Source organism: Microtetraspora malaysiensis (assembly GCF_001528665.1).
GTDB lineage: Bacteria > Actinomycetota > Actinomycetes > Streptosporangiales > Streptosporangiaceae > Microtetraspora_A > Microtetraspora_A malaysiensis.
In genome coordinates, this window is record NZ_BBYJ01000022.1 from 111375 (window position 1) to 126312 (window position 14938).

Below are 14938 nucleotides of genomic sequence, written 5' to 3' on the forward strand. Positions count from 1 at the left end.
CGTTTTGCGGGGGAAGGCACCCAGTCATTGGAGGAGATCGTGAGCATCCAGCAGACCCTCACCGACCAGGAACGCCTGGCCGAACTCAACCTCGACGAGCTGCAGCAGCTCGTGGGCCTGGTTTCCTACGACGACTCCACCGACCCCTTCCCGGTGACCGGATGGGACGCCATCGAATGGGTGGTGGGCAACGCCACGCAGTCGGCGCACTACTTCCAGTCCGCCCTGGGCATGGAGCTGGTGGCGTACTCCGGCCCGGTGACCGGCAACCGCGACCACCACGCGTACGTGCTCAGGAGCGGAGCCATCCGGTTCGTCATCAAGGGCGGGGTCGCCCCGGACAGCCCGCTGCACGACCACCACCGCGCGCACGGGGACGGGATCATCGACATCGCGCTCGAGGTGCCCGACGTGGACCGCTGCGTCGAGCACGCCCGCGCTCAGGGCGCGACCGTGGTCGAGGAGCCGCACGACGTCACCGACGAGCACGGCACGATCCGGATCGCGGCCATCGCCACCTACGGCGAGACCCGCCACAGCCTGGTGGACCGTTCGCGCTACGACGGCCCGTACCGGCCCGGCTATGTGGAGCGGACCTCCTCCTACGTCAAGCGCGCGGGCGCGCCGAAGCGGCTCTTCCAGGCGCTCGACCACGTCGTGGGCAACGTCGAGCTGGGCCGCATGGACGAGTGGGTGGACTTCTACCGCCGCGTGATGGGCTTCACCAACATGGCCGAGTTCATCGGCGACGACATCGCCACCGAGTACTCGGCCCTGATGTCGAAGGTCGTGGCCAACGGCAACCACCGGGTGAAGTTCCCGCTGAACGAGCCGGCCATCGCCAAGAAGAAGAGCCAGATTGACGAGTACCTGGAGTTCTACCGGGGGCCGGGCGCCCAGCACCTCGCCCTGGCCACCAACGACATCCTGCACACGGTCGACCTCCTGAGGGAGGAGGGTGTCGAGTTCCTCGACACCCCGGACTCCTACTACGAGGACCCGGAGCTGCGGGCCCGCATCGGCGAGGTACGCGTCCCGGTCGAGGAGCTGCAGAAGCGCGGCATCCTCGTGGACCGCGACGAGGACGGCTACCTCCTGCAGATCTTCACCAAGCCGATCGGCGACCGGCCCACGGTCTTCTTCGAGTTCATCGAGCGGCACGGCTCCCTCGGCTTCGGCAAGGGCAATTTCAAGGCGCTGTTCGAGGCGCTGGAGCGGGAGCAGGACCGGCGGGGGAACCTCTAGCGATCCGATCGTCGCGCCCGCGGGCGCGACGCGCCGATCACCACCAGCCCTCTACCGAAGCAGGAACAGGATATGAAGCATCTGCTCACCCGGTTCGAGAACCGGGCACCGGAGATCGTTTTCGAGTGGCGAGATCCCGAGACCCCGGCCAGGGGATGGGTAGTGATCAACTCGCTCAGGGGAGGTGCCGCGGGCGGCGGAACCCGCATGCGCCCCGGGCTCGACCGCGACGAGGTCGTGTCGCTGGCCAAGACGATGGAGATCAAGTTCACCGTCTCCGGGCCCCGGATCGGCGGGGCCAAGTCCGGCATCGACTTCGACCCGCGCGACCCCCGTAAGAACGACGTGCTGCGCCGCTGGTACAAGGCGGTCACCCCGCTGCTGAAGACGTACTACGGCACCGGCGGCGACCTCAACGTGGACGAGGTGCGCGAGGTCGTGCCCATCACGGAGAGCCACGGCCTGTGGCACCCGCAGGAGGGCGTGGTCCGGGGCCACTACGACGCCACCGACCGGGAGCTCGTGCGGCGGGTCGGACGGCTCCGCCTCGGCGTGGGCAAGGTCGTGGAGGACGGCCGCTACACCCCCGCCCCCGCCGGGCACTCCGGCGGCTACGCGGTCGCCGACCTCATCACCGGGTGGGGCGTGGCAGAGTCGGTGCGGCACTACTACGCCGTCTACGGCGGCGACATCGCGGGCAAGCGCGTCATCGTCCAGGGCTGGGGCAACGTCGGCGCCGCGGCCGCCTACTACGCGGCCCAGGCCGGCGCGCGGGTGGTCGGCGTGATCGACCGCAACGGCGGGATCCTCAACCCCGCCGGGTACGGCCTCGACGAGGTGCGCGAGCTGTTCCTCACCAAGGACGGCAACACCCTGCGCGCCCCCGGCATGATGCCGTACGAGGCGATCGACGCCGCCGTCTGGGACGCCGGCGCGGAGGTCTTCCTGCCCTGCGCGGCGTCCCGGCTCGTCACCCGCGAGCAGGTGGACCGCATGGCGGCGCGCGGCCTGGAGGTGATCGCGTGCGGCGCCAACGTGCCGTTCGCCGACACCGAGATCTTCTACGGCCCGACGTACGAGCACGCCGACAAGAGCGTCACGGTCGTGCCCGACTTCATCGCCAACAGCGGGATGGCCCGCACCTTCGCCCTCCTGATGCGGGAGGGCGTGGAGGTCTCCGACGAGGCGATCTTCGCCGACGTGTCGGCCACCATCGAGTCGGCGATCAGGAAGTGCCACGAGCGCTCGCCGGAGCCCACCGGGGTGGCGAGCACCGCGTTCGAGATCGCCCTCGAACAACTCACCTGACCCTCCCCACACGTACGCGCGGGAGCGCGGTGGCGATCGCCACCGCGCTCCCGTCTTTTGCCCGGAGGATTCACGGGACCCTCCCTAAGGCCGGCCAGGACGAGTGATGAGGGAGACCACGAGCGCGGCCAGGCACAGGAAGCCGGCTGCGCCGAGGCTCGCTACGTTGAAGCCGTGGACGACGGCCTCCGCGGGCTCGTGGTGGTGATAGTGGGCCGCGGCCGTCCCGGCGATCGTGCTGAGCAGCGCGGTGCCCAGGGAAGCGCCGACCTGTTGCGAGGTCATGACCATGGCTCCTGCCACAGCGCTGTCCGCACCCGCGCCGAGGGTCGCGGTGCTGTTGGCGGTGACCAGCACCCACCCCGTGCCGAGCCCGACCAGCAGGAACACCAGGAGGGCGTGCGGCCAGTAACTGCTGTCGGTCCGAAGAAGTCCGAGCAGGGCGAGCCCGGACGCGACCGCCAGGAGCCCGGGGCACAGCAGCCACCGGACCGGGACCCGAGCCAGCAGCGGGCTGACCGCCCGTACTCCCACCATCAGGCCGACGGTCAAAGGCAGGAAGGCCAGGCCCGCCCGGACAGGTGAATAGCCCAGCACGTCCTGCAGGTAGAAGGTCAAGAAGAACAACGCGGCGAACATGCCCACCGCCAGGCTGAGCACCGCCAGGTACGACCCGCCGCGGCGGCGGTCCAGGACGACCCGCAAGGGGAGCAGCGGCCCCTTGACCCGGGTCTGGACCCGTACGAACGCGACCAGCGCCAAGGCTCCGGCGACCAGCGGTCCGAAGGTGTACGGCGAGTCCCACCCGTCGGGTTCGGCCCGGGCGAACCCGAAGACCAGCGCCATCAAGCCGGCGGTGGACAGGACCACCCCGGCGACGTCGAGGCGCACACCGGGAACGCGTGGCACGGGCCGTACGGCGCGCGACACCCCGATCGTGGCCAGGGCCGCGATCGGCAGGTTCACGTACATGCACCAGCGCCAGTCGAGGTAATCGGTGAGCACTCCGCCCAGCAGCACGCCCAGGCCGGAAGAACTCCCTATCACGGTGCCGTAGATGCCGAACGCCCTGCCGCGCTCGGCGGGGGCCGGGAACGTCGCGGCGAGGGTCGCCAGCACCGCCGGAGTGAGCAGAGCGCCGAAGACGCCCTGCAGGGCACGGCCGGTGAGCAGCATCGCCGGGCCGGTGGCGGCGCCGCCGAACGCTGAGGCCACGGCGAACCCGATCAGACCCACCATCAGGGTCCGCTTGCGCCCGACCAGATCTGACATCCGCCCGCCGAGCAGCAGCAGGCCGCCGTAGCCCAGGGAGAAGAGCGTGACCACCCACTGGCGGGTCGGGTCGGACAGATGGAGGTCTCGCTGTATGGAGGGCAGCGCGATGTTCATGATCGTCATGTCGATGCCGATCATGAGCTGCGCCGTCGCGACCGCCGCAAGCGCCCACCAGCGCCGGGGGTCGGGCGGGGCGGCGTCATCGGGAAGCCGCGTGGAACTGCTTGTGGTGGTCACGGCTAGAACATCCCGTTCCGGTTCTCGGCGGCCTCCGGGATCGGCTGCATCACGTCCCAGTGCTCAACGATCTTGCCGTTCCGGTCGAGCCGGAAGATGTCGACAATGGCCGTGCCGGGCTGCCCGGGCACCCGCACGCCGTGCACATGCGCGATGACGAAGTCGCCGTCGGCGAAGATGCGCTTGACCTCGGCGCGCAGCGCGGGAAAGTCCTCCCGTAGCTGTCTGGCGAAGGCCTCGAAGCCCTCGATCCCGTCCGCGATCTTGGGGTTGTGCTGCACGTACCGGTCGCCGATGAGCTTCGACGCGGTCTCGAAGTCCTTCTGATTGAGGCCCGCCTCGTAGAAGGCCAAGACAGTCTGCTTGTTCCGCTCGAGATCCATGTGTCCCCTTAAGTGAACAGCCGTAGGTTAACGCATGTAGCGCTACGACTGTAGGGCAACGGTCGTTGCAATACAATGCGAGCCATGGACACGACCTCTTCGAACTCTTCGGCGCGGGGTCGCAACCCGCGCGGCCAGGGGGAACGGCTGCGCCGCGACATCATCGGCGCCACCCTGCGGATGCTGAACGAGTTGGGGGATGATGAGGCGCTGTCCCTGCGCGCCGTCGCGCGCGAGGTGGGAATCGCGGCGACCTCCGTCTACATCCACTTCTCCGACCGGGACGCCCTGGTCTTCGCGGCCCTGGAGCAGTGCACCCTCGACCTCATGCGTGATCTGGATCGTGCCGAGTCGGCCTCCGGCGACCCGGTGGCCCAGCTGCGAGCGCGCCTGCTCTACCTCGCCACGTGGGTCCGCGACCATGCGGGCCTCTACAAGGTGCTGCACGAGAGCACTCTCAATCGGCGGATGCATCTGGTGTTCAAGGAGGAGTTGGCTGTGCGTACCGGCGCCGCCGTTCAGCGGTGCATGGACGCCGGGCTCGCGCCCGCCGCCGATGCGGCCACTGTGGCGCTCGACCTACGCGCGGCCGTGCACGGCGCCGTGTCCATCCGGGTGAACGAACCGGGGCTGGCGTTGCCGCCCCTGGAGGAGCAGATCGACCGCTACCTCACCAAGATCGTCGGCGTGAGCCTCGCAACGGGGTGAGGCTGCCCGCCCCACTCCTGCGAGGGGCTACGGGCGCTCTCCGGGACGGCTGGACGGTCGCCGAGGGCGGCCCCGGGGCTCCTGTGAGGAGACGCCGGCCTGACTCGATCATGACTGCGATGTCAGGTGGAAGGTAAAAAATTATCTGTCCTATTTATTGCAGCATGTCGGATTAGGTAGCTTTAGGGCACTGTCACGGTAGGTAACGCCAACGTCGTCGTTACCGTGCCGCGACCTCGTACCAGGACCGCGCGTGCCCGGTGGGGATCCTCCCGCCGGGACGCGCGCGGCCGCCGAGTCCGCCACGCGCGGAGCCGGGGACCCACTCCCGGGGTGAATCGACACGCCGAGCGGCGTGCCGTAGGGCACCTCCCAGCCCGAACCCGTCAGCTAACCCGGTAGGCGGTGTGGAAGGAAGGAGGACCCTTCATGCCCGAGCATCGGCCTGCCCCTCGTCCGAAGCCCCCCGGCCGGACCTGTCACGGCACGCGTGGCGCCCTCGCCTGACGCGCTGCCGGTAGGCGCCGCCTGACGGCCCCGAGGACCCCGTCCTCGTGCCCGGTCTTCAGGCTCGCCCCGTCGACCTCGCCTTCCGCGCCGCTCTCGCACTTTCACCCCCCGGGCTCCCGCCTGCCCGAACCCCGGACGCCCGCACCGTTCCGGCAGGGCCTCGCGGGCGCTCGGCGGTCGTCGGCTCCCGGTGACCCGGACCCCGCCACGGGTCGCGAGGAGCGGACGCGACGGCACCCGTGTGCCCCCGCACACCACCGATCCCACTCCCCAGGCAGTTCCCTCAATTGCCCCCCGTAGGAGAAACCTGATGTCCCTTCGTCGTAACCTTCGCGTCGCGTCCGCCGCCGGACTGCTGGCCGCCGTCTCCACGTCGGCCGCCCTGGTCCTGTCCGGCCCGGCGCACGCCACACCGGACCGTCCCGTCCCCGCCGCGGCCGAGGAGAAGGCCGCCGTCGCCCCGTTCATCTACGGCGAGGACATCTCCAACCACGAGCCCGACCACGACTGGAGCGCCAGCCCCGCGAAGTTCGGCATCGTCAAGGCCACCGAGGGCCTGACCTTCCGCGACGGCACCTTCGCCCGGAACTGGCGGCAGATCGGCGAGAAGGGCATCGTGCGCGGCGCCTACCACTTCGCGCACCCCAGCAACGACCCGATCGCCGAGGCGAACCACTTCCTCTCCGTGGTGAACGCGCAGCCCGGCAAGCAGGGCGACCTGCTCGTGCTCGACCTGGAGGCGACCGACGGCATGTCCGTCGCGCACGTCAACAAATGGGCCAAGACCTGGCTCGCGTACGTGAAGGCGAAGACGGGCGCCACGCCGCTGATCTACAGCGGGTGGAACTTCGCCGACACCTACGGTCGTGGCCTGGCGGAGTACCCGCTCTGGGTCGCCCACTACAGCAAGGCGAAGGGCACCGTGACCCCGCCCGCCGACTGGAAGAGCTGGGCCATCCACCAGTACACCGAGGACCCCATCGACGAGAACGTCTCGGCGCTGAGCGCCGACCAGCTGCGCGCCCTGGGCCGCCCCGCCGCCAAGGCGTAACCGCCCCCCGCGCTCACGCCCACCGCCTTCCCGTACAGGAGGCGGTGGGCGTTCGCGTGTCACGGGGCGCGCGTACCCCCTTGCCGCCGGGCGGCCCATGGGATAGAAATGCGCTCACCCTGAGTAGGAAAGTTTCCGACCTACTCGGTGCCGGGACGGAGGGTGAGCGTGGGCGGCGACTACCTCGCGGGGCCGCAGGGCCTGCTCCGGTCGATCAACGCGCGCGCCGTGCTCGCCGTCGTCGACCGCGAGGGGCCGCTGGGCCGGCCCGAGATCACCAGGGCGACCGGCCTGTCCAAGACCACCGTCGCCCAGGCGCTGCGCGAGCTCATCGCGCGCGACGTCGTCGACGAGGCGGGCATCGACACCGCGCGCAGGGGACCCGCCGCGACGCTCTACCGGATCGCCCCCCGCTGCGCGTTCGGCCTCGGCGTCGACATCGGGCACCTGCGGGTTCGCGTCGCGGTCGTGGACGCGACCGGAGAGGTCCTCGCCCGCGCCGAGGCCCCCGCGCCGCGCCGGGACGCCGCCGCCCTGGCGGACACGGTGACCGCCCTCGCGTCCGAGTGCGCCGGACGGGCCGGCATCGGCGTGGCCGCCGTGGGCCAGGCCGTCATCGGAGTCCCCGCCATCGTCGGCCGCGACGGCCGCACCATCCGACGGGCGTACGGCCTGCCGCGGGGCGGCAAGGGGCTGGTCGACGCGATCGCGCGCGACCTGCCCATGCCGCTGCTCCTGGAGAACGACGTCAACCTGGCCGCCGTCGCCGAGCAGCGGTTCGGCGCGTGCGCGGACGTCGGCGACTTCGTCCTGCTCGGCGTCGGCGTCGGCCTCGGCGCCGGGATCGTGCTCGGCGGCCGGCTGCACCGGGGGTTCGCCGGAGGAGCGGGCGAGGTCGGCTTCCTGCCCCACCCCGCGACCGAGCTCGGCACCGAGGTGCTCGGCGCCCGGCGCATCGCCGAGCAGGCCAGGGCGGCCGGCATCGCGGGCCGGCCGTCCCCCCGCGAGCTCTTCGAGCGCGCCAGGGGCGGTGACGAGAAGGCGCTCGCGGTCGTGGACGCCACCGCCCGCAGGATCGCCCACGTCGCGGCCTCCATCGCCCTGGTGATCGAGCCGGAGTTGTTCGTGCTCGGCGGGGCGGTCGGCGCCAACGCCGACCTGCTGCTCGGCCGGGTCCGCCACCACCTCGCCAAGGACGCCGGCCCGCTGCCGATCAGGGTCATCGCGAGTGGTGTGCCCGACGACGCCGTCCTGCGCGGCGCGGCCTGGCTCGCCCGCCATCACGCCAGGGAACGCGCCTTCGCCGCCGCCACGGGCGCGCCCCCGCAGGATGCCGGCCCCGGAGGCCGGCCGTACGACACCGACTCCGCCGGGTGACCGCGCGGCTCCAGGAAAGCGGCTCCAGGAAAGGGGACACCACGTGAACCTCGCACGACGGCTCGGCGCCCGGGAGGACGACCGGCTGTTGATCGTCAACGCCGACGACTACGGCATGTGCCACGCGGCCAACACCGGCATCACCTCGCTGCTCGCCGCCCGCGCCATCAGCTCGGCGACCGTCATGACCCCGTGCCCGTGGGCCCCCGAAGCGATCCGTACCGCCGTCGCCGGCGGCTACGACGTGGGCGTCCACCTGACCTTCACCAGCGAGTGGGAGGGCTACCGGTGGGGGCCGGTGACCCGTGACCGCGGGGTGTCCTCGCTGGTGGACGAGGCCGGCTACTTCCCGGCCGACTGCCGGGCGGTCGAGGAGCGGGCCGACCCGGACGAGGTCCACGCCGAGATCACCGCCCAGATCCGCAGGGCCGTGACCCTCGGCCTGGACCCCTCGCACGCCGACAACCACATGGGCAGCCTGTACGGCCTGGTGACCGGCCGGGACTTCCTGGACGTCGTGTTCAAGGCGTGTGCCGAGCACGGCCTGCCGTTCCGGCTGCCCAGGACCCTGGACGGCATGGGCCTGCCCGAGGAGCTGGAGCCGATCGCGGCGGCGCGGGCGGAGGCGGCGGACGCGGCCGGGGTGGTGATCCTCGACCGGCTCTGGACGCTGCCGTTCGAGCTGGCCGAGGGTGAGACGTACGAGAGTGTCAGGAACGACATGATCGGGCTGATCCGGGCGCTGCGGCCCGGTGTGACGGAGCTCTACATCCACCCGTTCGAGGAGACCGGCGAGCTGCGGCAGATCATGCCGCACCACGCGAAGCGCGCCATGGAGCTGCGGCTCTTCACCGATCCGGAGGTCCGCCGGGCGGTCGACGAGGAGGGCGTCCGGCTGATCGGCTGGTCCGACCTGCGCGCCCTGCAGAGGTCGCGATGATCGGCCGCGGCCGGATGCTCGCCTACGGGTCGGGCAACCTGTCGGTCAACCTGCTGGCGCAGGCGTTCGCGACCTTCGCCACCTTCTACTACGTGGACCACCTCGGCGTCGATCCGGCGCTGATCGGCGTCGCCATGGTCATCCACGGCATCGTGAACGCGCTGCTCAACCCTTTGGTGGGGCACGTCTCGGACCGGACGCGCACCCGCTGGGGGAGGCGGGTGCCGTACATCGCGATCGGGATGGCGCCGCTGGCGGCGGCGTTCACCATGATCTGGATCCCGCTCGTGGACGGTGGAACCGCCCGCTTCTGGTACTTCCTGATCGCGGTCCTCGTCTACGACGTGCTGTTCGTCGTCGTGGTGCTGAACTACGTGGCGCTGTTCCCCGAGATGTTCACCACCATCGCCGAGCGGGCCGCCGCCGCGTCCTGGCGGCAGATGTTCGCCATCGTCGGCATGATCGTCGGCGTCGCCGCCGCGCCCGTGCTGTACGGGCTCATCGGATGGCCCGCGATGGGCATGTTCTTCGGCGTCGTCGCGCTGGCCTTCTTCGCGTTGTCGCTGCGCGGGTCGGTCGAGCGGGTCCGGGCCGAACGCGAGAGCTTCGGGTTCCTGACCGCGGTCCGCTACACGCTCGCCAACCGGGCGTTCGTCACGTACGTCCTGGGCAGCTTCCTGCTGCAACTGACCTTCGCCCTGCTGCAGGCGGGCATCCCGTTCTTCACCAAGTACGCCCTGGGCGAGCCCGACTCCGCCAACACCGTCATCCTGGGCGCGGTGTTCGTCACCGCGATCCCGCTCGTCTACGTCTGGAGCCGGGTCACCACCCGGATCGGCCCGCGCCGCGCCGTCCTCGCCGCGATCATCGTGTACGGCGCGGCCCTCGTGCCGTTCCTCTTCGTCGGCGGTCTCGCCCTCGCGGCGGTCGCCGGGGCCGCGGTCGGCGTGGGGATCGCGGGCATGCTGGTCCTCCTGGAGATCCTGCTCGCCGAGGTGATCGACGACGACGAGCGCAGGACGGGCGCCCGCCGCGAGGGGATGTATTTCGGGATGAACGGGTTCATCGTCCGCTGGGCGGTGTCGCTCCAGGCGGTGATCATCAGTATGGTGCTGTCCCGGTCCGGTTACCAGGCGGGGGCGGCCGTGCAGCCCGGCTCCGTCGTGACCGGCGTCCGGCTGATGCTGGGCGGGGTTCCCCTGATCGTGCTGGCGGTGGCGTTCGGCTGCTTCCTGCTCTACCCGCTGCGGGCGGGCGTCCGCCCGGCCGGCGAGAGCGGCCCGGTCCCGATCTCCGGCCCACCCGCTCCTTGAGGACCGTCATCACGGGGCGAGGCGGCGGCCGGGCTCAGATCGTGACGAGCATCTTGCCGATGTTCTCGCCCCTCAGCATGCCGAGGAACGCGTCCGGGGCGTTGCGCAGGCCGTTCACAACCGTCTGACGCTCGCGCAGCCGGCCGTCGCGCAGCCAGCCGCCGACCTCGTGCAGCAGGTCGGGCATGCGCCGGGCGCTGTCCCCGACGATGAAGCCCCGCAACGCCAGCCGCTTGGTAACGATCTTGAACATGTTGTGCGGCCCCGGCGGCGGATCCGGGACGTTGTACTGCGCCACCGCGCCGCAGCAGGCGACCCGGCCGTGCTCGTTCAGCAGGTCGATGGCGGCCTCCAGATGGTCGCCGCCGACGTTGTCGAAGTAGACGTCCACACCGTCCGGCGCGGCCGCGCGGAGCTGCTCCACGACCGGGCCGTCCTTGTAGTTGAAGGCGGCGTCGAACCCCAGCTCCTCGTTCAGGTAGCGGACCTTCTCCGCCGACCCGGCGCTGCCGATGACGCGGGGGGAGCCGCGCAACCTGGCCATCTGCCCCACCAGCGAACCGACCGCCCCGGCCGCCGCGGACACGAAGACGATGTCGCGCGGGGTGAACCCCGCGACGTCGAACAGGCCGACGTACGCGGTGAGGCCGACCATCCCCAGCACGCCCAGGTACGAGCCCAGCGGCGCGGCGTCCGGATCGACCACGCGGGCCGACTTGGCGTCCAGCAGCGCGTACTCGCGCCAGCCCAGGGGGTGGACCACCTTCTGCCCGGGCCGGAACCGGCCGGAGGCGTCCGCGATCACCTCGCCCACGGCGCCGCCCTCCAGCGGTTTGCCGACCTCGAAGGGCGGGACGTAGGACGGGCCGGCGTTCATCCGGCCGCGCATGTACGGATCGACGCTCATGATCTCGTTGTGGACCAGGAGCTGCCCGGGGCCGGGAGGCTCGACCGGGGCCTCGGCGATGTCGAAGTTCTCCGGGGTGGGCCATCCCCGGGGCCGGGACGCGAGCCGCACCTCGAGGCCCCGCTCGGGCAACGGCCGGTGTGGCTGGTTCACGTTGATCGTCCATCCGTGCTCGGGGAGCGTCCCTGCTCAGGGCGCTTCCCTGCTCCTGTTCCTCCGGCCCGCCGCCGCAAACGTCATGGCCGCGAAACCGCCCGTGCCCGCCCGTGCCCACCTGCGCCCGCCCGTGCCCGCCCGAACGGGGACGACGCGCGGAGCGGCCTTGCTTTGCGCCTCCGTTCTCTTCTATGCTCCGCGATTTAGTAGGACGTCCTAATAAATTGTCGCTCGGTAGGAGTGTGGTCCATGCATGTGCCGGTTCATCCCACGAGGTTCGTGACGGCGGCGGCCCTGTTCGACGGACATGACGCGGCGATCAACATCATGCGGAGGATCCTGCAGTCACAGGGCGCCGAGGTGATCCACCTCGGGCACAACCGGTCGGTCGAGGAGGTCGTCACCGCGGCCATCCAGGAGGACGTCCAGGGTGTGGCGATCAGCTCCTACCAGGGCGGCCACGTGGAGTACTTCACCTACCTCGTGGACCTGCTGCGTGAGCGCGGCGCCGGCCACATCAAGGTGTACGGCGGGGGCGGCGGCGTGATCGTGCGGGAGGAGATCGAGCTGCTGCACGCGCGCGGCGTGGCCGGCATCTTCTCGCCCCAGGACGGCCAGCGGCTGGGCCTGGCAGGCATGATCAACAAGCTTGTCGAGACGTGCGACGTCGATCTCGCCGCGGGCGACGCGCCCGACATCGCCAAGGTGGTGGCCGGGGACCACGGGGCGCTCGCGCGCGCGGTCACCTTCGTCGAGGCGGGCCGGGCCGGCGCGGAGTGGCTCGGCGAGCTGCGCGCCGCCGCGTCCGCCCGGGAGATCCCCGTGCTCGGCATCACCGGGACCGGCGGTTCGGGCAAGTCCTCGCTCACGGACGAGCTGCTCCGCCGGATCAGGATCGACTACGAGGACAAGCTGCGGGTCGCGGTGATCGCCGTCGACCCGACCCGCCGGCGCGGCGGGGGAGCGCTGCTGGGCGACCGCATCCGGATGAACAGCCTGACCGGGGGCTCGGTCTACTTCCGCTCCCTGGCCACCCGGGGCGCGCAGGAGCTGCCCCCGCACCTGGGGGACGTCATCGCCGCCTGCCGGGCGGCCGGGCACGACCTGGTGATCGTGGAGACCCCCGGCATCGGCCAGGGCGACGCCGCCATCGTCCCGTTCTCGGATGTTTCGCTGTACGTGATGACGCCGGAGTTCGGCGCCGCCTCGCAGCTCGAGAAGATCGACATGCTCGACTTCGCCGACGTGGTGGCGATCAACAAGTACGAGCGGCGCGGCGCGGAGGACGCGCTGCGCGACGTGCGCCGCCAGATGGTGCGCAACCGCGAGGCGTTCGGCGTCCCCCCGGAGCAGATGCCGGTCTTCGGCACGATCGCCTCCCGCTTCAACGACGAGGGGGTGACCGCGCTCTACCAGCGGCTGCGCGCCCTGCTCGGCGAGAAGGGGCTGCCCGTCTCGCCCGGGCTGGTCCCCGAGGTGCGGGGCAACGCCTCCGAGGTGACCTCCGCGATCGTCTCGCCGTCCCGCGTCCGCTACCTGGCCGAGATCGCCGAGCACGTCCGCGGCTACCACGCCCGCACCGCCGCCCAGGCGGAGGCCGTACGCCGCCACCAGGCGCTGCTCACCGCGCGCGAGGCGGTCGCGGCCGACGGGGCGGCGACCGCCGACCTGGACCGGATCGCCGAGCGCGCCGCGGGCGCGGTCGACGCCGACAGCCGCGGGCTCCTCGACGGGTGGGCCGCCACGCGGGAGGCGTACGAGGCCGACGAGCTGGTGGTCAAGGTCCGCGACCGGGAGCTGCGCACGCCGCTGTGGCGCGAGACGCTGTCGGGCAGCCGCGTCCGGAGGGTGGCCCTGCCCCGGTACAGCGACCGCGGCGACCTGCTGAGCTTCCTGCGCTCGGAGAACCTGCCGGGCAGCTTCCCGTTCACCGCGGGGGTCTTCCCGTTCAAGCGGGACGACGAGGAGCCGACCCGGATGTTCGCCGGCGAGGGCGACGCGTTCCGCACCAACCGGCGCTTCAAGCTGCTGTCCGAGGGCCAGCCCGCGACGCGGCTGTCCACCGCGTTCGACTCGGTCACCCTGTACGGCAACGACCCCGACCTGCGTCCCGACATCTACGGAAAGGTCGGCACCTCCGGGGTGTCGATCGCCACCCTGGACGACATGAAGGCGCTCTACGACGGGTTCGACCTGTCCGCGCCGAACACCTCGGTCTCCATGACCATCAACGGCCCGGCCCCCACCATCCTCGCGTTCTTCCTCAACGCCGCCGCCGACCAGGCGCTCGACCGGTTCGCGGCCGAGCACGGGCGGCAGCCCTCGGCGGAGGAGGCGGCCGGCCTGCGGGCCCGCACGATGGCCACCGTACGCGGGACCGTGCAGGCCGACATCCTGAAGGAGGACCAGGGGCAGAACACCTGCATCTTCTCCACCGAGTTCAGCCTGCGCATGATGGCCGACATCCAAGAGTGGTTCATCGCCAACAAGGTGCGGAACTTCTACTCGGTGTCGATCTCCGGCTACCACATCGCCGAGGCCGGGGCCAACCCCATCACCCAGCTCGCGTTCACCCTCGCCAACGGCTTCACCTACGTCGAGGCGTACCTGGCGCGCGGCATGAATGTGGACGACTTCGCCCCCAACCTGTCGTTCTTCTTCTCCAACGGCATGGACCCCGAGTACGCGGTGCTTGGCCGGGTCGCCCGCCGGATCTGGGCGGTCGCCATGCGCGAGCGGTACGGCGCGGGCGAGCGGGCGCGGAAGCTCAAATACCACATCCAGACCTCGGGCCGTTCCCTCCACGCCCAGGAGATGGACTTCAACGACATCCGCACCACCCTGCAGGCGTTGATCGCGATCTACGACAACTGCAACAGCCTGCACACCAACGCCTACGACGAGGCCGTCACCACCCCGTCGGCGGAGTCCGTACGGCGGGCCATGGCGATCCAGCTGATCATCAACCGCGAGTGGGGCATGGCCGTCAACGAGAACCCGCTGCAGGGCGCGTTCATCGTCGAGGAGCTCACCGATCTGGTCGAGGAGGCGGTGCTGCGGGAGTTCGAGCGCATCTCCGACCGCGGCGGCGTCCTCGGCGCGATGGAGACCGGCTACCAGCGCGGCAAGATCCAGGACGAGTCGATGCTGTACGAGACCCGCAAGCACGACGGCTCGCTCCCGATCATCGGCGTGAACACTTTCCGGAACCCGAACGCCGCCGTCGACGACCACCGGGAGCTGGAGTTGGCCCGCGGCACCGAGGAGGAGAAGCAGGCCCAGCTCACCCGGCTGCGCGCCTTCCACGAGGCCCACGCCGAGGAGGCCCCGGCCGCGCTCGCCCGGCTGCGGGAGGCGGCGATGTCCCGGGAGAACGCCTTCGACGCCCTCATGGACGCCGCCCGCGTCTGCTCGCTCGGGCAGATCACCGAGGCTCTCTTCGAGATCGGAGGCCAGTACCGCCGCAACGTGTGACCCCGTCCCCGCCGTCCGCGAGGTCCTCCCTCCGCCGGGACGCGACGCACCGCC

At 71.1% G+C, this 14938-nt stretch carries 11 protein-coding genes and 1 riboswitch; of the genes, 8 read left to right on the top strand and 3 right to left on the bottom strand.

What is annotated here, in order from left to right; all coding sequences use genetic code 11:
• Nucleotides 1-39 precede the first annotated feature (39 nt).
• Together hppD and AWQ71_RS27505 are read left to right on the top strand one after the other, a co-directional pair.
• The gene (gene hppD, locus AWQ71_RS27500; protein ID WP_067138216.1) at nucleotides 40-1245 is read left to right on the top strand and encodes a 4-hydroxyphenylpyruvate dioxygenase; all 1206 of its coding nucleotides are present in this window, start codon (nucleotides 40-42) and stop codon (nucleotides 1243-1245) included.
• A gap of 72 nt (nucleotides 1246-1317) precedes the next feature.
• Entirely contained in the window at nucleotides 1318-2553 is a 1236-nt protein-coding gene (locus AWQ71_RS27505) for a Glu/Leu/Phe/Val dehydrogenase dimerization domain-containing protein (RefSeq protein WP_067138145.1), read from the top strand.
• Between the two features lie 84 nt (nucleotides 2554-2637).
• On the opposite strand, the gene AWQ71_RS27510 is transcribed toward AWQ71_RS27505, so the two are convergent.
• Both AWQ71_RS27510 and AWQ71_RS27515 read right to left on the bottom strand, forming a co-directional pair.
• On the bottom strand, nucleotides 2638-4065 hold the full coding sequence (locus tag AWQ71_RS27510; RefSeq protein ID WP_067138146.1) for an MFS transporter: 1428 nt from the start codon (nucleotides 4063-4065) through the stop codon (nucleotides 2638-2640).
• Between the two features lie 2 nt (nucleotides 4066-4067).
• Nucleotides 4068-4448, bottom strand: a complete 381-nt coding sequence (locus AWQ71_RS27515; protein ID WP_084259355.1) for a nuclear transport factor 2 family protein — start codon at nucleotides 4446-4448, stop codon at nucleotides 4068-4070.
• An 84-nt stretch (nucleotides 4449-4532) separates the two neighbouring features.
• Here AWQ71_RS27515 and AWQ71_RS27520 point away from each other — a divergent pair, with 84 nt between their 5' ends.
• The 5 genes from AWQ71_RS27520 (at nucleotide 4533) to AWQ71_RS27540 (ending at nucleotide 10347) form a co-directional block, all read left to right on the top strand.
• Nucleotides 4533-5156 (top strand): TetR/AcrR family transcriptional regulator, encoded by a 624-nt coding sequence (locus AWQ71_RS27520; RefSeq protein ID WP_218001985.1) that lies wholly within the window; start codon nucleotides 4533-4535, stop codon nucleotides 5154-5156.
• Between the two features lie 281 nt (nucleotides 5157-5437).
• Nucleotides 5438-5576, top strand: a riboswitch (cyclic di-AMP (ydaO/yuaA leader).
• 400 nt (nucleotides 5577-5976) lie between these two features.
• Nucleotides 5977-6717: a glycoside hydrolase family 25 protein gene (locus AWQ71_RS27525; protein WP_067138148.1), complete on the top strand. Its 741-nt coding sequence runs from the start codon at nucleotides 5977-5979 to the stop codon at nucleotides 6715-6717.
• A gap of 168 nt (nucleotides 6718-6885) precedes the next feature.
• Complete coding sequence (locus AWQ71_RS27530) at nucleotides 6886-8094, top strand: ROK family transcriptional regulator (protein WP_067138149.1); 1209 nt, start codon at nucleotides 6886-6888, stop codon at nucleotides 8092-8094.
• 43 nt (nucleotides 8095-8137) lie between these two features.
• A complete protein-coding gene (locus AWQ71_RS27535; protein ID WP_067138150.1) occupies nucleotides 8138-9034 on the top strand; it encodes a polysaccharide deacetylase family protein in 897 nt (298 codons plus the stop codon).
• On the top strand, nucleotides 9031-10347 hold the full coding sequence (locus AWQ71_RS27540) for an MFS transporter (protein ID WP_067138151.1): 1317 nt from the start codon (nucleotides 9031-9033) through the stop codon (nucleotides 10345-10347). The genes AWQ71_RS27535 and AWQ71_RS27540 overlap by 4 nt, the downstream gene beginning before the upstream one ends.
• Before the next feature lie 34 nt (nucleotides 10348-10381).
• Here the strand turns inward: AWQ71_RS27540 and AWQ71_RS27545 are convergent, their stop codons facing one another.
• Nucleotides 10382-11407 carry an NADP-dependent oxidoreductase gene (locus tag AWQ71_RS27545; protein ID WP_245658500.1) on the bottom strand — a complete coding sequence of 342 codons (1026 nt, stop codon included), beginning with the start codon at nucleotides 11405-11407 and terminating at the stop codon, nucleotides 10382-10384.
• Between the two features lie 252 nt (nucleotides 11408-11659).
• On the opposite strand from AWQ71_RS27545, the gene icmF reads away from it, so the two are divergent.
• Nucleotides 11660-14884: a fused isobutyryl-CoA mutase/GTPase IcmF gene (gene icmF / locus AWQ71_RS27550; RefSeq protein WP_067138153.1), complete on the top strand. Its 3225-nt coding sequence runs from the start codon at nucleotides 11660-11662 to the stop codon at nucleotides 14882-14884.
• Nucleotides 14885-14938: the final 54 nt, after the last annotated feature.

Excerpts from the sequence above, each read along its gene's own strand:
- AWQ71_RS27505 (WP_067138145.1), top strand. The coding sequence starts at position 1,318 with ATGAAGCATCTGCTCACCCGGTTCGAGAACCGGGCACCGGAGATCGTT.
- AWQ71_RS27515 (WP_084259355.1), bottom strand. The coding sequence starts at position 4,448 with ATGGATCTCGAGCGGAACAAGCAGACTGTCTTGGCCTTCTACGAGGCG.
- AWQ71_RS27520 (WP_218001985.1), top strand. The coding sequence starts at position 4,533 with ATGGACACGACCTCTTCGAACTCTTCGGCGCGGGGTCGCAACCCGCGC.
- AWQ71_RS27525 (WP_067138148.1), top strand. The coding sequence starts at position 5,977 with ATGTCCCTTCGTCGTAACCTTCGCGTCGCGTCCGCCGCCGGACTGCTG.
- AWQ71_RS27540 (WP_067138151.1), top strand. The coding sequence starts at position 9,031 with ATGATCGGCCGCGGCCGGATGCTCGCCTACGGGTCGGGCAACCTGTCG.
- icmF (WP_067138153.1), top strand. The coding sequence starts at position 11,660 with ATGCATGTGCCGGTTCATCCCACGAGGTTCGTGACGGCGGCGGCCCTG.